General features: G+C 50.3%; 18 protein-coding genes and 1 pseudogene. 11 read left to right on the top strand and 8 right to left on the bottom strand.

Annotated elements, in window-relative coordinates; translation table 11 throughout:
• Nucleotides 1-134 precede the first annotated feature (134 nt).
• Both mobB and mobA read right to left on the bottom strand, forming a co-directional pair.
• Entirely contained in the window at nucleotides 135-635 is a 501-nt protein-coding gene (mobB, locus tag QNN86_RS21750; protein ID WP_414212320.1) for a molybdopterin-guanine dinucleotide biosynthesis protein MobB, read from the bottom strand.
• Nucleotides 632-1,216 carry a molybdenum cofactor guanylyltransferase MobA gene (mobA, locus tag QNN86_RS21745; RefSeq protein ID WP_181618170.1) on the bottom strand — a complete coding sequence of 195 codons (585 nt, stop codon included), beginning with the start codon at nucleotides 1,214-1,216 and terminating at the stop codon, nucleotides 632-634. Before mobA ends, mobB begins: the two co-directional genes overlap by 4 nt.
• 69 nt (nucleotides 1,217-1,285) lie before the next feature.
• Between mobA and QNN86_RS21740 the strand changes: the two genes are divergently transcribed.
• The 3 genes from QNN86_RS21740 (at nucleotide 1,286) to dsbA (ending at nucleotide 3,258) form a co-directional block, all read left to right on the top strand.
• Entirely contained in the window at nucleotides 1,286-1,555 is a 270-nt protein-coding gene (locus tag QNN86_RS21740; RefSeq protein WP_042325406.1) for a YihD family protein, read from the top strand.
• Between the two features lie 76 nt (nucleotides 1,556-1,631).
• Nucleotides 1,632-2,618, top strand: coding sequence for a serine/threonine protein kinase (locus tag QNN86_RS21735; protein WP_414212319.1), 987 nt, complete (start codon nucleotides 1,632-1,634; stop codon nucleotides 2,616-2,618).
• Between the two features lie 16 nt (nucleotides 2,619-2,634).
• A complete protein-coding gene (gene dsbA / locus QNN86_RS21730; RefSeq protein WP_096758891.1) occupies nucleotides 2,635-3,258 on the top strand; it encodes a thiol:disulfide interchange protein DsbA in 624 nt (207 codons plus the stop codon).
• Nucleotides 3,259-3,271: 13 nt separating this feature from the next.
• On the opposite strand, the gene QNN86_RS21725 is transcribed toward dsbA, so the two are convergent.
• Nucleotides 3,272-4,207: an acyltransferase gene (locus QNN86_RS21725; RefSeq protein WP_181618168.1), complete on the bottom strand. Its 936-nt coding sequence runs from the start codon at nucleotides 4,205-4,207 to the stop codon at nucleotides 3,272-3,274.
• A 363-nt stretch (nucleotides 4,208-4,570) separates the two neighbouring features.
• Here QNN86_RS21725 and polA point away from each other — a divergent pair, with 363 nt between their 5' ends.
• Complete coding sequence (polA, locus tag QNN86_RS21720) at nucleotides 4,571-7,357, top strand: DNA polymerase I (RefSeq protein WP_414212318.1); 2,787 nt, start codon at nucleotides 4,571-4,573, stop codon at nucleotides 7,355-7,357.
• Nucleotides 7,358-7,799: 442 nt separating this feature from the next.
• Here the strand turns inward: polA and yihA are convergent, their stop codons facing one another.
• A complete protein-coding gene (gene yihA / locus QNN86_RS21715) occupies nucleotides 7,800-8,432 on the bottom strand; it encodes a ribosome biogenesis GTP-binding protein YihA/YsxC (RefSeq protein ID WP_096759489.1) in 633 nt (210 codons plus the stop codon).
• Between the two features lie 227 nt (nucleotides 8,433-8,659).
• Here yihA and QNN86_RS21710 point away from each other — a divergent pair.
• The 3 genes and pseudogenes from QNN86_RS21710 to hemN all read left to right on the top strand — a co-directional run bounded on the left by QNN86_RS21710 (nucleotide 8,660) and on the right by hemN (nucleotide 11,072).
• Nucleotides 8,660-8,884: pseudogene (locus tag QNN86_RS21710) on the top strand (hypothetical protein).
• A gap of 110 nt (nucleotides 8,885-8,994) precedes the next feature.
• Nucleotides 8,995-9,510 (top strand): Der GTPase-activating protein YihI, encoded by a 516-nt coding sequence (gene yihI, locus QNN86_RS21705; RefSeq protein WP_414212317.1) that lies wholly within the window; start codon nucleotides 8,995-8,997, stop codon nucleotides 9,508-9,510.
• A gap of 188 nt (nucleotides 9,511-9,698) precedes the next feature.
• On the top strand, nucleotides 9,699-11,072 hold the full coding sequence (gene hemN / locus QNN86_RS21700) for an oxygen-independent coproporphyrinogen III oxidase (protein ID WP_414212316.1): 1,374 nt from the start codon (nucleotides 9,699-9,701) through the stop codon (nucleotides 11,070-11,072).
• 89 nt (nucleotides 11,073-11,161) lie between these two features.
• On the opposite strand, the gene QNN86_RS21695 is transcribed toward hemN, so the two are convergent.
• From QNN86_RS21695 to glnA, 4 genes are all read right to left on the bottom strand, one after another.
• Complete coding sequence (locus tag QNN86_RS21695; protein ID WP_096758886.1) at nucleotides 11,162-11,272, bottom strand: YshB family small membrane protein; 111 nt, start codon at nucleotides 11,270-11,272, stop codon at nucleotides 11,162-11,164.
• A 112-nt stretch (nucleotides 11,273-11,384) separates the two neighbouring features.
• Entirely contained in the window at nucleotides 11,385-12,794 is a 1,410-nt protein-coding gene (gene glnG / locus QNN86_RS21690) for a nitrogen regulation protein NR(I) (protein ID WP_414212315.1), read from the bottom strand.
• Between the two features lie 11 nt (nucleotides 12,795-12,805).
• A complete protein-coding gene (glnL, locus tag QNN86_RS21685; protein WP_115259821.1) occupies nucleotides 12,806-13,855 on the bottom strand; it encodes a nitrogen regulation protein NR(II) in 1,050 nt (349 codons plus the stop codon).
• 194 nt (nucleotides 13,856-14,049) lie between these two features.
• The gene (gene glnA, locus QNN86_RS21680; RefSeq protein WP_096758883.1) at nucleotides 14,050-15,459 is read right to left on the bottom strand and encodes a glutamate--ammonia ligase; all 1,410 of its coding nucleotides are present in this window, start codon (nucleotides 15,457-15,459) and stop codon (nucleotides 14,050-14,052) included.
• Nucleotides 15,460-15,838: 379 nt separating this feature from the next.
• Between glnA and typA the strand changes: the two genes are divergently transcribed.
• The 4 genes from typA to QNN86_RS21660 all read left to right on the top strand — a co-directional run bounded on the left by typA (nucleotide 15,839) and on the right by QNN86_RS21660 (nucleotide 20,969).
• A complete protein-coding gene (typA, locus tag QNN86_RS21675; RefSeq protein ID WP_181498745.1) occupies nucleotides 15,839-17,662 on the top strand; it encodes a ribosome-dependent GTPase TypA in 1,824 nt (607 codons plus the stop codon).
• Between the two features lie 238 nt (nucleotides 17,663-17,900).
• Complete coding sequence (locus QNN86_RS21670) at nucleotides 17,901-18,611, top strand: GntR family transcriptional regulator (RefSeq protein ID WP_096758881.1); 711 nt, start codon at nucleotides 17,901-17,903, stop codon at nucleotides 18,609-18,611.
• 8 nt (nucleotides 18,612-18,619) lie between these two features.
• Complete coding sequence (locus QNN86_RS21665) at nucleotides 18,620-19,600, top strand: sugar phosphate isomerase/epimerase family protein (protein WP_414212314.1); 981 nt, start codon at nucleotides 18,620-18,622, stop codon at nucleotides 19,598-19,600.
• Between the two features lie 103 nt (nucleotides 19,601-19,703).
• Nucleotides 19,704-20,969 (top strand): MFS transporter, encoded by a 1,266-nt coding sequence (locus QNN86_RS21660; RefSeq protein WP_182270656.1) that lies wholly within the window; start codon nucleotides 19,704-19,706, stop codon nucleotides 20,967-20,969.
• The last annotated feature ends 2 nt before the right edge of the window (nucleotides 20,970-20,971 follow it).

Here is a 20,971-nt window from a genome sequence, read left to right as displayed (position 1 = left end):
CGGGCTTTTTTGCGTCTGTGCAAAGTGAAAACTGCCGGATGCGGCGTGCCGCCTTATCCTGCCTACGCCGGACTGAACATATTTTGTAGGCCTGATAAGCGCAGCGCATCAGGCACATCGTAACATCGTAGTTATCATCTTATCCATTGCGTAACAAACCCTGCAATTTGTTGTACGTCGTTGATATCTAACAATGGAACACCCACTTCAAGTGGAACATCACTGGCAACTGCAACAACATACTCATCAATCGTCAATTCTTCTGCACCATGCCCGCAACCCTCACGAAATAGCAGGATCTTTGCGACAGGCTCATGCTTAAAACCTTCCACCAGCACCAGATCTAAGGTTGAAGCATCCATCCGGCTCACCAGATAGGCTAAATCCAGCGTAGACTCTTCCGGCGTTTCCGTCATCAGCGCCCAGCGCTGCTGGCTGGCGACCAGTGTTTGCGCGGCGCCAGCTTTACGTAACTCATAGCTATCCTTGCCGGGTTTATCTACGTCCATGTTGTGGTGGGTATGCTTAATTAATCCTGGACGAATGCCTTTGGCGCACAGTTCCGGGATCAGTTTTTTGAGCAGTGTGGTTTTTCCTGTGCCGCTCCATGCGGCAATACCGAGCAATGGGATCATGATTTATCCTGCCATCTGGCCAATTCTTCAGGTGTGTTCACATTCACAAACGCATCTTTATGATCGCTAAAATCGACGGCGTGTCCGCCGGCCTGGCGCATAAAGACCATCACCCGTCGTTCACCTGCCTGAAGATACTCCTGCAGTAACGGCTGCATTGCTCTGTGCATCAGCGCAATTGTCGGGTGATCCCGCTCCCCATCATGCACCCACACCACCGGCGCATTTTGGCGCTGTTCTGCCAGTCTTGCGACCAGGTTGTGGGGAATATAGGGCATATCGCAGGGGCAGAATAAAAACCAGTCACCTGCCAGTTGTAAAAATACCGACAGCATTCCGGCCAGCGGGCCAGGGAAATCAGGCAATGAATCAGGGATAACTTTCAGACCACTTTGCTGATAAATATCCTGATGGCGATTGGCATTAACCACAACGGTCTCGACCTGTAAGGCGAGCGCATCGGCGACGTGCCGCCACAAAGGTTTGCCGTCCAGCTCAAGCAGTCCTTTATCTGCACCCCCCATCCGCCTGGCCTTACCGCCCGCCAGGACAACCCCTGTAATTGCACTATCCAGAATCACTGATATCGCCTCTTTTAATGTGGGATTGACCCTGCTAACGTATCTGTATTAAGCGTAAGGAGCACAACCATGAAATGTAAACGTCTGAATGAAGTTATTGAACTCCTCCAGCCAGCCTGGCAGAAAGAACCCGATCTTAATCTGATGCAATTTTTACAGAAACTGGCGAAAGAGTCAGGTTTTGACGGAGAACTGGCGGATTTAACTGATGACATTCTGATCTATCACCTGAAAATGCGTGACTCAGCGAAGGATGCGGTGATCCCAGGTATTCAGAAAGATTATGAAGAAGACTTTAAAACCGCATTGCTGCGCGCTCGTGGCGTAATTAAAGAGTAAAAGCTTGTAATCGCCGCCACCGAAAGTGCTGCGAAATGATATCCTGAATCATTCGTAGTAATTTCCGGATGATGGGATGAATAACAACGCTTTTACTTTCCAAACGCTACACCCGGATACCATCATGGATGCGCTGTTTGAGCAGGGGATCCGGGTGGATTCCGGGCTTACCCCGCTCAACAGCTATGAAAACCGTGTCTACCAATTCCAGGACGAAGACCGTCGACGCTTTGTCGTAAAGTTTTACCGCCCTGAGCGTTGGTCCGTTGATCAAATACAGGAAGAACATCAGTTTGTACTGGAACTGGTGCGTGATGACGTGCCGGTTGCGGCGCCGATGGTTTTTGATGGTCAGACGTTACTGGGGCATCAAGGGTTCCACTATGCGATATTCCCCAGCGTAGGAGGTCGACAGTTTGAAGCCGACAATATCGATCAAATGGAGTCGGTTGGCCGCTATCTCGGGCGTCTGCATCAAACCGGGCGAAAACAGCCTTTTGCTTTTCGACCGACCATTGGTCTCGACGAGTATCTGATTGAACCGCGTAAACTTTTCGACAGTGCACCGATTATTCCATCAGGGCAAAAAGCGGCATTTCTGAAAGCAACGGATGCGCTTATCACCGTGGTTACCGAACGGTGGCATACGCGTTTTGACACTCTGCGCCTGCACGGTGACTGTCATGCCGGAAATATTCTGTGGCGCGATGGTCCGATGTTTGTCGATTTAGATGATGCCCGCAATGGCCCGGCCATTCAGGATTTATGGATGCTGCTTAATGGTGATAAAGCCGAGCAGCGCATGCAGCTTGAAACCATTATCGAAGCTTATGAAGAGTTTACTGAGTTCGACGTCGCTGAATTAGGACTCATAGAACCTTTACGCGCCATGCGTTTAGTTTATTATCTAGCCTGGCTGATTCGACGTTGGGATGATCCTGCGTTTCCAAAAAACTTCCCGTGGTTAACCGGAGAAGATTACTGGCACCGTCAGACGGCGACCTTTATTGAGCAGGCAAAAATTCTGCAACAACCCCCCTTACAATTAACGCCAATGTATTAATCGGAGAGACATGGATATGAAAAAAATATGGCTGGCGCTGGCTGGTATGGTTTTAGCTTTTAGCGCATCGGCAGCGCAGTTCCAGGATGGTAAGCAGTACATCACACTGGAAAAGCCTATTGCGGGTGAACCGCAGGTGTTGGAGTTCTTCTCCTTCTACTGCCCGCATTGCTACCAGTTTGAAGAAGTGCTTCACGTGTCTGATAACGTGAAGAAAAAACTGCCTGAAGGCACCAAGATGACCAAATACCACGTTGAGTTTTTGGGACCTCTGGGCAAAGATCTGACGCAGGCGTGGGCGGTTGCGCTGGCGCTGGGCGTAGAAGATAAGGTCACAGTACCGTTGTTTGAAGCGGTGCAGAAAACTCAGACCGTCCAGTCTACCGCTGATATCCGTAAAGTATTTGTTGATGCGGGTATTAAAGGTGAAGACTATGATGCGGCATGGAACAGCTTCGTGGTGAAATCACTGGTCGCGCAGCAGGAAAAAGCGGCTGCCGATCTGCAACTGCAGGGGGTTCCGGCGATGTTTGTGAATGGCAAATATCAGGTGAATCCGCAAGGCATGGATACCAGCAGCATGGATATCTTTGTACAGCAGTATGCCGATACCGTGAAATATCTGGTAGGCCAGAAGTAAACGAAAAAGCCGGTCAGAGACCGGCTTTTTTAGTTGAGGCTTTAATCGCGTCTATTTGCGTATCTTTCTCGGCCCAGAGCGTATTCAGCCACAGCTGGAACCGACGCTTAAACCCTTTATCATTAACGTAATCACCGTGTAATTCCTCTTTCACCGGCTCCAGATTCACCCGTACTACAATGCGCGTTAACTTACCGCTCAGCATGTCGTAGAAAGGATGGCTGCTGTTTTGCGGATAACACAGCGTGACGTTCAGCAACTTATCGAATTGCGATCCTAAGACATTCAGCGCCATCGCAATACCGGCAGCCTTAGGTGGCAGCAGGTTTTTATAGGGAGATCGGGTCTGCTGGCATTTCTCGTGGGTGAACCGTGATCCTTCGACAAAATTCACGATCGTTGTTGGATGCACACGAAACTTCTCACAAGAAAGGCGTGTTGTTTCCACATCTTTACCACGTCGTTCAGGGTGACGGAGTAAATAACCGCGCGAATAGCGTTTCATAAATGGCATATCCAACGCCCAACATGCCAGACCAATAAAAGGCACCCAGGCTAACTGCTGTTTAAGAAAGTATTTATTCATCGGGATATGCTTACGAAACAAAACGCAAAGCACAACGATGTCAGCCCAGCTGTAGTGATTACAGATGAGCAGATACCAATTTTTCTTGCTCAGACCTTCCAGCCCCTCAACATCCCACTTCAGTCGTGGATTAAGGTGTAGCAATAGCGCCAGACCTTCACACCAGCAGTACATCATGAAATTACAAAAGAGGGACACCTTGCGCCAGACGAAAGGAATAGGCAAAAGCAGTTTTACAACTCCGGCCAGGATGATTGGCACGGAACATAAAATCGTGACCAATATGGTCAATGCGATACTCAGCAGCAGCGTTATCGCGGCGAGTATTCTCGCCATAATTAAATTATTCAAAAGGTTAGCCATAAATAGTGCGCTAAAAGGGCGCAAGGGGCTAATTTTATCAGAAAACGAACCAAATGATGGATCTTCGCTGAATAGAAAAAAAGGGAATATCTATCCACATCCAGCTATAAGCTGAAAAGATGATATAAAATTCTACTGCATGAAATAACATAATGAAAAATATGAATAATTATTATGAATCATAAATTATCTTGCTGTATTTAAAGGGCTGAAAATTATTTATTCACAAACTTATCCACAGCTCATATTGCGAACAACGCAGAAGATCTGCAAAAGTTTTTCGACAAATGCGGCGAAAAACTCATGTTTTCATCCTGTCTGTGGCATCCTTTACCCATAATCTGATAAACAGGCACGGACATTATGGTTCAGATCCCAGAAAACCCCCTTATCCTTGTAGATGGCTCATCTTACCTGTATCGCGCATACCATGCGTTCCCACCGCTGACCAACAGCGCAGGAGAGCCTACGGGCGCGATGTACGGGGTCCTCAACATGCTGCGTAGCTTGATTTTGCAATATAAGCCGACGCATGCAGCGGTGGTATTCGACGCCAAGGGTAAAACCTTCCGTGATGAATTATTCGAGCACTACAAATCGCATCGTCCGCCGATGCCAGACGATCTACGCGCGCAGATTGAACCGCTGCACGCGATGGTAAAAGCCATGGGGTTACCCCTGCTGGCTGTTTCAGGCGTGGAAGCGGACGACGTTATCGGTACGCTGGCGCGTGAAGCAGAGCAAATTGGCCGTCCGGTGCTGATCAGTACCGGTGATAAAGACATGGCTCAGCTGGTGACGCCGAATATCACCCTCATCAACACCATGACCAATACGATCCTCGGCCCGGATGAGGTGGTAAATAAGTATGGCGTGCCGCCGGAACTGATTATCGACTTCCTGGCGCTGATGGGCGACTCTTCCGATAACATTCCTGGCGTGCCGGGCGTGGGTGAAAAGACGGCTCAGGCGTTACTCCAGGGTCTGGGTGGGCTGGACACGCTCTATGCTGAATCAGAAAAAATAGCAGGCCTGACGTTCCGTGGCGCAAAAACCATGGCTGGCAAGCTCGAGCAGAATAAAGAGGTGGCTTACCTCTCTTATAAGCTGGCAACCATCAAAACGGATGTCGAGCTGGAATTAACCTGCGAGCAGCTGGAAGTACGACAACCTGCAGCGGACGAGCTGTTAAATCTGTTCAAACAATATGAGTTCAAACGTTGGGTCACCGACGTTGAAGCCGGGAAATGGCTGCAGGCAAAAGGCACAAAACCTGCGGCAAAACCACAGGAAACCATCGTTATTGATGAAACGCCTGAGGAGCCCGCCACGGTTCTCTCATACGATAACTATGTGACGATTCTGGACGAGACGACGCTGGAAGCGTGGATTGCGAAGCTGAAAAAAGCGCCGGTCTTTGCTTTTGATACCGAAACCGACAGCCTGGACAATATCTCCGCGAATCTGGTGGGGTTCTCTTTCGCTATTGAACCGGGTGTGGCGGCGTATGTCCCTGTCGCCCATGACTACCTGGATGCCCCTGACCAAATTTCCCGTGATCGGGCACTGACGCTGCTGAAGCCGCTACTGGAAGACGAAAAAGCGCATAAAGTTGGGCAAAACCTGAAGTATGACCGTGGCATCCTGGCGAACTACGGTATCGAACTGCGCGGTATCGTCTTTGATACCATGCTCGAATCCTACATTCTTAACAGCGTTGCCGGGCGACACGATATGGACAGCCTGTCTGACCGCTGGCTGAAACATAAAACCATCACCTTTGAAGAGATTGCCGGGAAAGGTAAAAATCAGCTGACTTTTAACCAGATTGCGCTGGAAGAAGCGGGTCTCTATGCCGCAGAAGATGCCGACGTTACGCTACAGCTGCATCTGAAAATGTGGCCAGAGCTGCAAAAACATAAAGGGCCGCTCAACGTCTTCGAGAATATCGATATGCCGCTGGTCCCGGTGCTGTCTCGCGTCGAGCGTAACGGAGTGAAAATCGATCCTGCCGTATTGCACAAGCATTCTGCAGAGCTGACGCTGCGTTTGAACGAACTGGAGCAAAAAGCGCATGAGATAGCCGGGGAGGCGTTTAACCTCTCTTCTCCTAAGCAGCTGCAAACCATTCTGTTTGAAAAACAGGGCATCAAGCCGCTGAAGAAAACGCCGGGTGGCGTGCCATCAACGTCGGAAGAAGTACTGGAAGAGCTGGCGCTGGATTATCCGCTGCCGAAGGTGATTCTGGAATATCGTGGGCTGGCAAAATTGAAGTCTACCTATACAGATAAACTTCCGCTGATGATCAACCCGAAAACTGGCCGTGTGCATACCTCTTATCATCAGGCCGTTACGGCGACCGGGCGTTTGTCTTCTACCGATCCTAACCTGCAAAATATTCCGGTGCGTAATGAGGAAGGACGCCGTATTCGCCAGGCATTTATTGCACCAGAAGATTATGTCATTGTCTCGGCGGACTACTCGCAGATTGAGCTACGCATTATGGCGCACCTCTCGCGTGATAAGGGGCTGCTTACCGCCTTTGCCGAAGGAAAGGACATTCACCGCGCCACGGCTGCAGAGGTCTTTGGCTTACCGCTTGATTCCGTGACCAGTGAACAGCGCCGTAGCGCGAAGGCCATCAACTTTGGTCTGATCTACGGCATGAGCGCCTTCGGTCTTGCACGCCAGCTCAATATTCCACGCAAAGAAGCGCAGAAGTACATGGATCTCTATTTCGAACGCTACCCGGGCGTACTGGAATATATGGAACGCACGCGTGCGCAGGCAAAAGAGCAAGGGTACGTTGAAACGCTGGAAGGACGTCGTCTCTATTTACCGGATATCAAATCCAGTAATGGTGCGCGTCGTGCAGGTGCTGAACGTGCGGCGATTAACGCCCCGATGCAAGGCACCGCTGCGGACATTATTAAGCGCGCGATGATTGCCGTAGACGGCTGGCTGCAAACCGAACAGCCTCGCGTACGTATGATCATGCAGGTACATGATGAACTGGTGTTTGAAGTGCACAAAGATGATCTCGATAGCGTCTCGAAAAAAATCCATCAGCTGATGGAGAACGGTACGCGAATTGATGTGCCGTTGCTGGTGGAAGTCGGAAGCGGTGAAAACTGGGATCAAGCGCACTAAGGGTTTGCTGAATAACGCGCTCTTTTTGTAACTAAGCAACATAAGTTAGCGCTTTTTGTGATGACCATTAGAATTCCCTATGCCGGGAATGAAAAAAAATTACAAAAAGTGCTTTGTGCGTTGCTCAAAAAAGAGTAAAGTTATTCGCGTAGGGTACAGAGGTAAGATGTTCTATCTTTCAGACCTTTTACTTCACGTAATCGGATTTGGCTGAATATTTTAGCCGCCCCAGTCAGTAATGACTGGGGCGTTTTTTATTGTGCTCGTCATACTTCAAGCTGCATACGCGTTGGCTTCCTCGCTCACCCCAGTCACTTACTGATGTAAGCTCCTGGGGATTTGCTGTGTCGCCGCCTTTATGCAACTCGAATTATTTAGAGCAAAAATAAAGATCTGTAGGCCGGATAAGACGCGCAGCGGCGCCATCCGGCATATCGGTGGGTTATTCCCCGTCCTGCATCTCTTCAATAGGTGCCAGTTCGCTAAACCAGGTATCCAGTTTCTGACGCAGTTTATCCACGCCCAGCTTTTTCAGCGATGAGAATGCTTCTACCTGTACGTCGCCATTAAATGCCAGCACGGCTTCACGCACCATATTCAACTGTGCTTTGCGTGCACCGCTGGCTAGTTTGTCCGCTTTGGTCAGTAATACCAGCACCTGGACGTTGCTCTCTACGGCCCACAAAATCATCTGCTGATCGAGATCTTTCAGTGGATGGCGAATATCCATCAGTACGACTAAACCTTGCAGGCTTTGACGTTTCTCCAGATATTCTGCCAGCGCGCGCTGCCATTTGCGCTTCATCTCTTCCGGAACTTCGGCATACCCGTATCCCGGCAAGTCAACCAGACGTTTACCGTCAACCACTTCAAACAAGTTGATGAGCTGAGTACGGCCCGGCGTTTTAGATGTACGTGCCAGACCCTTTTGATTTGTCAGGGTATTCAGTGCGCTGGATTTGCCTGCGTTGGAACGGCCAGCAAAAGCCACTTCAATTCCCGTATCGGAAGGTAAATGGCGAATATCAGGCGCACTCATCACAAAATGCGTCTGTTGATAATTCAAGTTAGTCAACGTGGTCGTCTCCATCAATCAAGGCTTTGCCGCGATTATACCTGAACACCAGCAAAAGGCGGATTTTTCGACGCGCGGGTTATGTAAGTTAAAAGCGCGGGCTTTGTGAGACATTGCCGATAGTATTTATGCGAGATGAGAGAGTGTATAACAACATAAATTAAATAAATCATGTGATTACGATTAAACAATATTCTGAATAACCGAAACTGTTAAGTCGGTTACTTGTGCGCGTAACCCAAAAGAGTAAAGTAGCGTTCATAGCGAGGGAGCTAACAGGATAAACGACTCAGGATGAGGGTCAGGAGCGCCAGGAGGCGAAGACGCAGGATTGTCAGGAAGACAAACGTCCGGAGACGTTAGTAAAAGGAAATGGAAACGACACGGAATGTTTCTGGCTAAGGGAAAAACAGGGTGTGTTGATAGCCGACAGGGATTGTAGGGCCCGTTAAGGGTTGAGAGTCAGGAAAAAAGGCGACAGATTACTCTGTCGCCTTTTTTCTTTATTTCTGCTAGATTCCGGCGCAATTATATACTGAATAAAAACAGCCAAAGACGAATCATGATGAAATCAACTTCTACACCACGCGGTAAAGGTCCTGCAAAGGCGCGTCGTAAAACACGCGAAGAAATTAACCTGGAAGCTCGCGACCGTAAGCGTCAGAAAAAACACCGTGGTCTTGCGGCAGGTAGCCGTGCGGCCGGCAGCGACGGCGCATCAGGTGGCGGAAACCAAAACAAGCACAAAGATCCTCGTATTGGCAGTAAAACTCCCATTGCATTGGGTGTGACTGAAAAAGTCACCAAACAGCACAAACCGAAGAGTGAGAAACCTATGCTTTCACCACAGGCTGAGTTGGATTTACTGGAAACGGATGAGCGCCTGGATGCGCTGCTGGAACGTCTTGAAGTGGGAGAGATCCTGAGTGCTGAAGATCAGTCTTGGGTGGATGCCAAGCTGGATCGCATCGATGAGTTGATGCAGAAACTGGGGCTCTCTTACGATGATGACGAAGAAATTGACGAAGAAGAAGAAAAGCAGGAAGACATGATGCGCCTGCTGAAGGGCGGTAACTAACGGTTTTGTACCGTGGGTCTTCCCGTCCTGCTTATAACCCTTCCGGTTATATGTTATCTGGTGTGGTTATTCGTTAAACTACAGCGATTGTCGCGGCGCCAAAAGTGGCTGCGCAACCGGCTTATCACTCGCAGTGGGGGTAAGCCGGTACGCCGTACCCGCCAGAAACGCCATCGGAAGGAGTGAGCATGTCTGAGCAGCTAATCGACTGGGACCTGGCCCTGATCCAGAAATATAACTATTCCGGGCCACGATACACCTCGTATCCGACCGCGCTGGAGTTTTCTGCAGACTACGGTGCTGAAGCATTTCTGCAAGCCGTAGCGCGTTACCCTGAACGTCCACTCTCTTTGTACGTCCATATCCCGTTCTGCCATAAATTGTGCTATTTCTGCGGCTGCAACAAAATTGTGACCCGCCAGCAGCATAAGGCCGATCAATATCTGGACGTTTTAGAACAAGAGATTATTCATCGCGCGCCGCTGTTTGCCGGCCGTCATGTCAGCCAGTTGCACTGGGGCGGCGGCACGCCAACCTATCTGAATAAAGCGCAGATTAGCCGCTTAATGACACTGCTGCGTGATAACTTCGATTTTAACGCGGATGCAGAAATCTCGATCGAAGTGGATCCGCGTGAAATCGAACTTGATGTTATCGATCATTTACGTGCTGAAGGCTTTAACCGCCTGAGCATGGGGGTGCAAGACTTCAACAAAGAAGTTCAGCGCCTGGTAAACCGTGAGCAGGACGAGGAGTTTATCTTTGCGCTGATTAATCGTGCACGTGAGATTGGCTTTACCTCGACCAACATTGACCTTATCTATGGTCTGCCAAAACAGACGCCCGAAAGCTTTGCCTTTACCCTGAAGCGGGTGGCGGAGCTCAACCCCGATCGCCTGAGCGTCTTTAACTATGCGCACCTGCCAACGTTGTTTGCCGCGCAGCGTAAAATTAAAGATGCTGACTTGCCCAGCCCGCAGCAGAAGCTGGATATTCTGCAGGAGACCATCTCCTCGCTGACTGAAACGGGCTATCAGTTCATTGGGATGGATCACTTTGCCCGTCCGGATGACGAGCTGGCGATTGCTCAGCGAGAGGGCGTTCTGCACCGTAATTTCCAGGGCTATACCACCCAGGGCGATACCGACCTGCTGGGCATGGGCGTCTCCGCCATCAGCATGATTGGCGACAACTACGCACAGAACCAAAAAGAGCTGAAGCACTATTATCAGCAGGTGGACGAGCAGGGGAATGCGCTGTGGCGCGGTATCGCGTTGACGCGTGATGACTGTATTCGCCGGGATGTGATTAAGCTACTGATCTGCAACTTCCGCCTCGACTACGCCGTTGTAGAACAGCAATGGGACCTGAACTTTGCTGACTATTTTGCTGAAGACCTGAAGCTGTTGGCTCCGCTGGCGAAAGATGGGCTGGTGGATGTGAATGAGAAGGGGATTCAGGTGACGCCAAAAGGCCGTCTGCTGATCCGCAATATTTGCATGTGCTTTGATGCTTACCTGCGCCAGAAAGCGCGGATGCAGCAGTTCTCACGGGTGATTTAATGGCGTTGCCCGGTGGCGCTTTGCTTACCGGGCCTACACGTTGCGATAACCTGTAGGCCGGATAAGCGTTAGCGCCATCCGGCACATCGTCAGCTAAACAGCCCAACCAGCGCCGCACACAGCACGGCGGCAACCGCAGTTTGTGGCGTATGGCTTTCAACTGAGCCGCTCGACAGCAGATTAATAATTGATTCCAGCATGATGACTTCCCCCCGTTTTCCGGGCACGATCATACTTAACTCATCGGAACAGTAAAGCTCAAAATAGCAGCAGTTTGCGCTCAATTATCAATCTTTACACAGCGACAATTTCTCACTCCATGCCAAGCTCTTTTAACTTACGCGTCAGGGTATTACGCCCCCATCCGAGTAAGCGCGCCGCTTCCTGTTTATGGCCCTGAGTATGGCGTAGCGCGGTGGTTAACAGCGTGCGTTCCATTTCAGGCTGCGCTTCAGAGAGTAAGTTTTGATGACCGGAACGTAGCGCCCGGTCAGCCCATTGCGCCAGCAGAGTTGCCCAGCTGTCCGGCTGCATATGTGAGGGCGCGTCCGGAACGCTTGCTTCAAATAGCTCAGCCGGCAGGTCCTGAATCAGCACTTCCTGTCCGGCGGCCATCACGGTTAACCAGCGGCAGGTGTTCTCGAGTTGACGAACGTTCCCCGGCCAGGCCAGACGCGTCAGCGCGGCCTCGGTTTCGGGGTGTAACTGCTTGGCTTCGACACCCAACTCGTGGGCGGCTTCCTGCAGGAAATGACGTGCCAGGCGGGGGATGTCTTCCCGTCGCTCGCGCAGCGGGGGTAAATGGACGCGAATAACGTTCAGTCGGTGGAATAAGTCCTCGCGGAACTTGCCTTCCTGCACCCGCAGTTCCAGATTCTGGTGTGTAGCCGCGATAATGCGCACGTCCACCTTCACCGGCGCATAGCCGCCGACGCGGTAAAATTGTCCGTCGGCTAATACACGCAGCAATCGCGTTTGCACGTCCAGCGGCATATCACCAATTTCATCGAGAAACAGCGTGCCGCCGTCCGCCTGCTCGAAGCGTCCCTGACGAATGGTATTGGCGCCGGTAAAGGCGCCTTTTTCGTGGCCAAACAGTTCAGATTCGATTAAATCCTTCGGAATTGCCGCCATGTTAAGGGCGATAAATGGCGATTTGGCACGCGGGCTGTGACGGTGAAGAGCATGAGCGACCAACTCTTTACCGGTCCCGGACTCACCGTTGATCAAGACGCTAATTGAAGAGCGGGAAAGCCGGCCAATTATGCGAAAGACATCCTGCATCGCTGGGGCTTCACCAATGATATCGGTGGTGGGGCCGTTGATCTGAACATTACGCGGCTGCTGCTGTTCCTGATAATGGCTTATGGCGCGTTCGACCAGCGCCACGGCTTCGTCAATATCAAACGGCTTGGGCAGGTAATCGAACGCCCCTTGTTGGTAGGCGCTGACGGCGGCGTCCAGATCGGAGTGCGCCGTCATGATGATGACCGGGAGCATCGGATGACGCTGTTTAATCTGTTTTAACAGCGTCAGGCCGTCCATCCCCGGCATGCGGATATCCGACAACAGCACGTCCGGCGTTTTACTGGCGAGCGCGTCCAGTACCTCTTTACCGCTTTCAAATGTAGTGCAGCTGAGTCCTGCCCCTGCGAGCGCACGTTCAAGCACCCAACGGATGGAACTATCGTCATCAACGACCCAGACTATTCCTCGTTGCATAAACGTCACCTCTATTTCCTGATAGGCAGGTAAACCGAGAACTCGGTATGACCCGGCCAACTGGTAAATTCAATTTTGCCGGAATGTTGATCAATCAAATTACGGGCGATAGATAATCCCAGCCCGGTTCCCCCCTCGCGACCGCTGACCATTGGGTAGAACAGCGTATCCTGTAAATGTGGAGGAATACCCGGACCGTTATCCTCAACGTCAATGCGCGCCGCCAGGCGGTAACGCATGCCGTGCAAGGTGAGCTGAAACGCGGTGCGGGTGCGCAGAATAATCTCGCCACCTTCCGGTCCCAGCGCCTGTAGCGCATTACGCACAATATTCAGCAGAACTTGTTCTATCTGGTCGGGATCGTGCAGTATTTCTGGCAGGCTCGGGTCGTAATCGCGGATCAACGTCACGTTTTCCGGGAGTTCCATCGACACCAGCGCCACCACGCGCTCTGCCACCTTGTGAATACTTTCCGTGATGTGCATACCGGGTTGCTGTGGCCCCAGCAGGCGGTCAACCAGGTTACGCAGGCGGTCTGCCTGCTCAATAATGACTTGGGTATATTCCTTGAGCGCTGGATCCGGGAGCGCTTTACTGAGCAGCTGCGCTGCACCGCGTAATCCACCCAACGGATTTTTAATTTCATGCGCCAGACCACGTACCAGATCGCGGGCGGCTATTTGCTGGGCATGCTGGAGCTGCTCCTGGCTCAGACGGCGCTGGTTATCCATGGGGGCCATCTCCAGCAGGATCAGGCCATCAGGCAGCCTCTGAGCGGTCACAGAGAGGATATGCGAGTGGCTATCTATCACCAGCGTCACTTCGTTGTCCGTAAAGCCCTGGCCCGCCTCCAGGCTCTCTCGCATCAGCCCAATGTTTAATGAGAAATAACTCAGCAGTTCAGAAAGCGGCGTGCCGAACAGTTTGCGGGAACTTTGGGCCAGCAGCTGTTGTGCCGCGGGGTTGGCGTAATGCACCGCCAGCTCATCGTCGACAAGTAAAATGCTGTTAATTAACGAATTGAGGATCTGCCCAGCATCGGGCAGCGTGCCGGTTGCCATTCAGCAGTCTCCTGAAAAAGGTTGCACCAATTTAGTGCATTATAGCTTTCACGTAGAAAAAGCGCGAAGGATCAGTTCGTTGGCGGAGAAAAAAGCCCATCGTGTGATGGGCTGAAAGTTTCCACGGCAACTCAATTCCAGGTTATCGCGCCAGCGCGTGACGCGACCTTATCTGGAAAGTACAACTCAAACGATTAAACGCTGTAGTACAACTCAAACTCTACCGGGTGCGGGGTCATGCGCACGCGGTCATCTTCTTCGCGACGCAGCGTAATGTACGCATCGATCGCTTCATTGGTGAACACGCCGCCTGCAGTCAGGAACTCGCGGTCCAGATCAAGTTCGTTCAGTGCTTCTTCCAGAGAGCCAGCAACCTGTGGGATCTCTTTTGCTTCTTCCGGTGGCAGGTCGTACAGGTTTTTGTCCATTGCTTCGCCCGGGTGGATCTTGTTCTTGATACCATCAAGACCGGCCATCAGCAGTGCTGCAAAGCACAGGTACGGGTTAGCCGCCGGGTCCGGGAAGCGCACTTCAATACGGCGTGCTTTCGGAGAGGCAACGACTGGGATACGGATAGAGGCAGAACGGTTACGGGCAGAGTACGCCAGCATAACCGGTGCTTCGTAACCCGGGACCAGACGCTTGTAGGAGTTAGTGGTTGGGTTCGCCAGGGCGTTGATGGCTTTGGCGTGTTTGATAACGCCACCGATGTAGAACAGCGCCTGCTCAGACAGACCCGCATATTTGTCACCGGAGAACAGGTTTACGCCGTTCTTGGACAGAGACATGTGGCAGTGCATACCGGAACCGTTATCGCCGAACATCGGTTTTGGCATAAAGGTCGCGGTTTTGCCGAAACGGTGTGCAACGTTGTGAACCACATATTTGTAGATCTGAATTTCGTCCGCTTTTTTGGTCATAGTGTTAAAGCGGGTAGCGATTTCGTTCTGGCCCGCAGTCGCTACTTCGTGGTGATGCGCTTCAACGACAAGGCCCATCTCTTCCATGACCAGACACATGGTAGAACGGATGTCCTGGGAAGAATCGACCGGAGGAACCGGGAAGTAACCGCCTTTCACGCCAGGGCGATGACCTTTGTTACCACCTTCATATTTGGTGGAGGAGTTCCATGCGCCTTCGATATCATCGATAGCGACGTGGGAACCGGAAATAGAGCTGCCGAAACGGATGTCGTCGAACAGGAAGAATTCTGGCTCTGGCCCGAACAGCACGGTGTCTGCGATGCCGGTAGCACGCAGATATTCTTCAGCGCGTTTTGCGATGGAGCGCGGGTCGCGGTCATAGCCCTGAAGCGTACCCGGTTCCAGGATATCGCAACGGATGATCAGAGTAGACTCTTCAAAGAACGGGTCAATGAGTGCAGTAGAAGCATCTGGCATCAGAACCATGTCTGATTCGTTAATGCCTTTCCAGCCACCGATTGAGGAGCCGTCAAACATTTTGCCTTCTTCAAAGAATTCGGCATTTACCTGATGAGCAGGAATCGTGACGTGCTGTTCTTTACCTTTAGTGTCAGTGAAGCGCAAATCAACAAACTTCACTTCGTGTTCGTTCAGCATCGTCAAAACGTGTTCAGCGGACATACTTACTCTCCCGGATTGGTCATTGTCGTCGTGGTAACGAGGTCTTCAATTCTGCAAAAATTGGCCGTGTCGCCGTAAAAAATATAAAGCGAAATCTGTGCCAACTTTTAAATTGCCCCCAAAAGGCGTTATCATGCGCATCATCGTGCAAAGGGGTTGCACCATGAAGGTTGTATTGCACCATTATAGTGCTTTGATGTGAACATTAAGCACTATAATGGTGCAACCGACATGAGAATACCCCTTTTAACGCTCCGTGAATGTGATCACAAAGAAACTCTGCAATACTTGTTTGCGGAGGATGTTTGTGATCCTGTTTTGTACTGCGATTAATCCGTGTACAATAACGCGCTATTTCTAAAATGCCTGAGGCAAAGTTGTGATCGAAAATTTGCGTAACATCGCCATCATCGCGCACGTAGACCATGGTAAAACCACCCTGGTAGACAAGCTGCTCCAACAATCCGGTACATTCGACTCTCGTGCCGAAACCCAAGAGCGCGTGATGGACTCCAACGATTTGGAGAAAGAGCGTGGGATTACCATCCTCGCTAAAAACACCGCTATCAAGTGGAATGACTACCGTATCAACATCGTTGATACCCCGGGACACGCCGACTTCGGTGGCGAAGTTGAACGTGTAATGTCCATGGTAGACTCCGTGCTGCTGGTGGTTGATGCAATGGACGGTCCGATGCCGCAGACGCGCTTCGTGACCAAAAAAGCCTTTGCTCATGGCCTGAAGCCAATTGTTGTTATCAACAAAGTTGACCGTCCTGGCGCGCGTCCTGACTGGGTTGTTGACCAGGTATTCGACCTGTTCGTTAACCTCGACGCGACCGACGAACAGCTGGACTTCCCGATCGTTTACGCTTCAGCGCTGAACGGTATCGCAGGTCTGGATCACGAAGATATGGCGGAAGACATGACCCCGCTGTATCAGACCATCGTTGACCGTGTACCGGCTCCGAACGTTGACCTTGATGGCCCGCTGCAGATGCAAATCTCTCAGCTGGACTACAACAACTACGTGGGTGTTATCGGCATCGGTCGCATCAAGCGCGGTAAAGTTAAACCGAACCAGCAGATCACTATCATTGATAGCGAAGGCAAAACTCGCAACGGTAAAGTCGGTAAAGTTCTGACCCATCTGGGTCTTGAGCGTATCGAGAGCGACGTTGCAGAAGCGGGCGACATCATCGCGATCACTGGTCTGGGCGAACTGAACATCTCCGACACCATCTGCGATCCGCAGAATGTTGAAGCGCTGCCGGCGCTGTCTGTTGATGAGCCGACCGTGACCATGTTCTTCAACGTAAACACCTCTCCGTTCTGCGGTAAAGAAGGTAAGTACGTTACTTCTCGTCAGATCCTTGACCGCCTGAAAAAAGAACTGGTACACAACGTTGCACTGCGTGTTGAAGAGACTCCGGATGCAGACGCATTCCGCGTGTCTGGTCGTGGTGAACTGCACCTGTCCGTTCTGATTGAAAACATGCGTCGTGAAGGTTTCGAGATGGCGGTTTCCCGTCCGAAAGTTATCTTCCGCGAAATCGATGGCCGTAAACAAGAGCCATTCGAAAACGTAACGCTGGACGTCGAAGAGCAGCACCAGGGTTCTGTTATGCAGGCACTGGGCGAGCGTAAAGGCGACCTGAAAAACATGAATCCAGATGGTAAAGGCCGCGTACGTCTCGACTACGTGATCCCAAGCCGTGGTCTGATCGGCTTCCGTTCAGAATTCATGACCATGACCTCCGGTACCGGTCTGCTGTACTCCACCTTCAGCCATTACGACGATGTTCGTCCGGGCGAAGTGGGCCAGCGTCAGAACGGCGTGCTGATCTCCAACGGCCAGGGTAAAGCAGTTGCGTTTGCACTGTTCAGCCTGCAGGACCGCGGTAAGCTGTTCCTTGGTCACGGCGCAGAAGTTTACGAAGGCCAGATCATCGGTATTCACAGTCGTTCTAACGACCTGACTGTAAACTGCCTGACCGGTAAGAAACTGACCAACATGCGTGCTTCCGGTACTGATGAAGCTACCACCCTGGTTCCAGCTCAGAAAATGACTCTGGAACAGGCTCTGGAATTCATCGATGACGACGAACTGGTAGAAGTTACTCCGACCTCTATCCGTATCCGTAAACGTCACTTGACTGAAAACGATCGTAAACGTGCGATGCGTGGTCCGAAAGAAGACTAATTAACGCGCTTTAATGACAAGACCCTGCCTTAAGAGGTGGGGTTTTTTTTTGCCCGCAATCCCTGGTCCCCGGCGGGATTACGTTGATTCCCTGCCGCAAGAAATACTCTCCCCTCAAGATGTCTGGCTTAAGAGAGCTTGGTCACAAATTTTTCTAAAGCTCAACGCGGGTGTTTGCTTTCTTTTTCATCGTCAGCGTATGATTAAACCATCTGGTTTAAACCAAGTGAATTAAACAATGACGAGTAATCAGTCGACCGTTGAGAATGCGAAAGAGAAGTTAGATCGTTGGTTAAAAGATGGGATCACCACTCCAGGCGGAAAACTGCCCTCGGAAAGGGAGTTGGGAGAGTTGCTGGGGATCAAGCGCATGACGTTACGTCAGGCGCTATTAAACCTGGAGTCTGAATCCAAAATCTTTCGTAAGGATCGCAAAGGGTGGTTCGTTACCCAGGCACGCTTTAACTACAGCCCGGAATTGTCAGCAAGCTTTCAGCGCGCCGCGCTTGAGCAGGGTAGAGAGCCTTCCTGGGGATTTATCGAGAAAAGTCGGGTTTCTCAGTACCCGGACGTTGCCGCGCCGCTGGTGTCAGCAACACCGTCTGATGAACTGTATCGGATAACAGGCTGGGGAGCGCTGGAAGGGCATAAAGTTTTCTACCACGAAACGTTTATCAACCCGAAAGTCGCTCCGGGATTTATTGAACAACTTGAAAGCCAGTCATTTTCCTCCGTATGGGAAAATGAATATAAAAAAGAAACGGTAATCAAAAAACTGGCTTTTAAACCCGTCAGGATGGCCGGTGACATTAGCAAGTTTATTGGCGGTTCTACCGGAATGCCCGCCATTCTAATTGAAAAACACCGGGCTGACAGCGATGGCAACATCGTACAAATAGATATTGAGTATTGGCGATTTGAAGCAGTTGATCTCTTCATTAACTTGTAGGTACGTTTATGGTCACTAAAGATAATGCACATAAAATTCTGGCGCGGGTAGATAATCTTCCTCTTTATCTTCACGCTTATGCTTATCATTTGAATATGCGCGTTGAGCGCATATTACCGAATGATTTATTAGATATTGCCAGTGAAAATAATCTGCGTGGGGTGAAAATCCACGTCCTTGATGGCGAGCGTTATTCTCTTGAAAATATGAATGATGAAGCACTGTCAGCATTTGGCGACAAAGCGCGTCAGTTACAGCTTGATCTGCATATTGAGACCAGTTCTTCTGATAAAAAGGCCATTGACCAGGCCGTTGCTATCGCATTAAAAACAGGCGCCTCTTCGGTGAGGTTTTACCCGCGCTATGAAGGTCATCTTCAGGCGGTTCTTGCGATAATTGCACAGGATATCAAATATTTGCGCGATCACTATCAGGATAGCGGGCTGACCTTTACCTTAGAGCAGCATGAAGATTTAAAGAGCCATGAACTGGTATCGTTGATTCAGAACGGTGACATGGAATCGCTCTCTTTACTGTTTGATTTTGCCAATATGATCAATGCCAATGAGCATCCGTTAACGGCGTTAGACACAATGTCTCCGCATATTACCCAGGTGCACATTAAAGATGCATTAATTGTAAATGAGAACGCGGGACTGGGTCATAAAGCCTGTACTTCGGGTCAGGGGGATATGCCGTTTAAAGATCTGCTGACCAAACTTATTTGTTTAGGTGATGAGAAGCCGCAGGTAACGGCTTACGGGCTGGAAGAAGAAGTGGATTATTACGCCCCGGCATTTCGTTTCGACAATGAAGGGGATAATCCCTGGATCCCATGGCGCCAGATGAGCGAAACGCCGCTACCGGAGCCAGAACTTCTCGAAGAACGTTTGATTAAAGAAAAAAATGATGCCATCCAACAAATACAATTTGTGCGTAGCGTGCTACAACAAATTAAAAATGAGGCGCATCACATTCTAACTTATTAATAATCGCTAACGCCTTTTTTTACAAATCATAATCCATTCCAGGGGAATGGGCTGACTTTTATTTTTTAAATGAAATGATTTAATTAATCATTTAGGGGATGCTATGCTCACAAAAAAGAAATGGGCGCTTTTTAGCCTGTTAACACTGTGTGGCGGTACAATTTACAAATTACCCTCACTGAAAGATGCGTTCTATATTCCGATGCAGGAATATTTCCATTTGACTAACGGTCAGATTGGTAACGCAATGTCGGTGAACTCATTTGTAACTACCGTGGGTTTTTTCTTATCGATTTATTTTGCAGATAAACTTCCACGTAAATACACTATGTCTCTTTCCCTTATTGCCACGGGGCTGCTGGGGGTTTATTTGACCACCATGCCTGGCTATTGGGGGATCCTCTTTGTCTGGGCGTTGTTTGGTGTTACCTGCGACATGATGAACTGGCCGGTGTTATTAAAATCCGTTAGCCGACTCGGCAACAGCGAACAACAAGGGCGTCTGTTCGGCTTTTTTGAAACGGGTCGCGGTATTGTGGACACGATTGTCGCGTTTTCTGCACTGGCCGTCTTTGCCTGGTTTGGCAGTGGTCTGTTGGGATTCAAGGCCGGAATCTGGTTCTACTCTGCAATTGTCATTATGGTCGGGATCATCATCTTCTTTGTTCTGAACGATAAAGAAGAAATTCCCGCGGCAAAAATCCATGATGCTGAAGATGCGCCGAAAAATCCAAGTATGTCGTCGGTTCTGAAAGATAAGACTATTTGGTTAATCGCGTTTAACGTCTTCTTTGTTTATGCCGTGTATTGTGGATTGACGTTCTTTATCCCATTCCTGAAAAACATTTATATGCTGCCCGTCGCGCTGGTGGGGGCTTATGGGATTATTAACCAATATTGCCTGAAAATGGTTGGTGGCCCGATTGGTGGACTGATCTCAGATAAAATCCTGAAATCACCGAGTAAATATTTATGCTACACATTTATGCTCAGCACAGTGGCACTGTTGCTGCTGATCGTTCTGCCGCATGAAAGTATGCCCGTTTATTTAGGCATGGTGTGTACGCTGGGCTTCGGCGCCATCGTATTTACTCAGCGCGCTGTATTCTTTGCCCCGATTGGTGAGGCCAAAATCGCAGAGAATCAAACGGGTGCGGCAATGGCGCTGGGTAGCTTTATCGGTTATGCCCCGGCGATGTTCTGCTTCAGCATGTACGGATATATTCTGGATTTAAACCCAGGGCTCATCGGCTACAAAATTGTGTTTGGTATTATGGCCTGCTTCGCTTTCTGCGGTGCGATAGTGTCTGTGCTGCTGGTTAAGCGAATCAGTGAAAGAAAGAAAATGCTACAAGCGGAACAGGCGTGATG

Source organism: Citrobacter sp. C348 (assembly GCF_047467975.1).
GTDB lineage: Bacteria > Pseudomonadota > Gammaproteobacteria > Enterobacterales > Enterobacteriaceae > Citrobacter > Citrobacter gillenii.
This window is presented reverse-complemented; position numbering and strand designations above follow the sequence as displayed.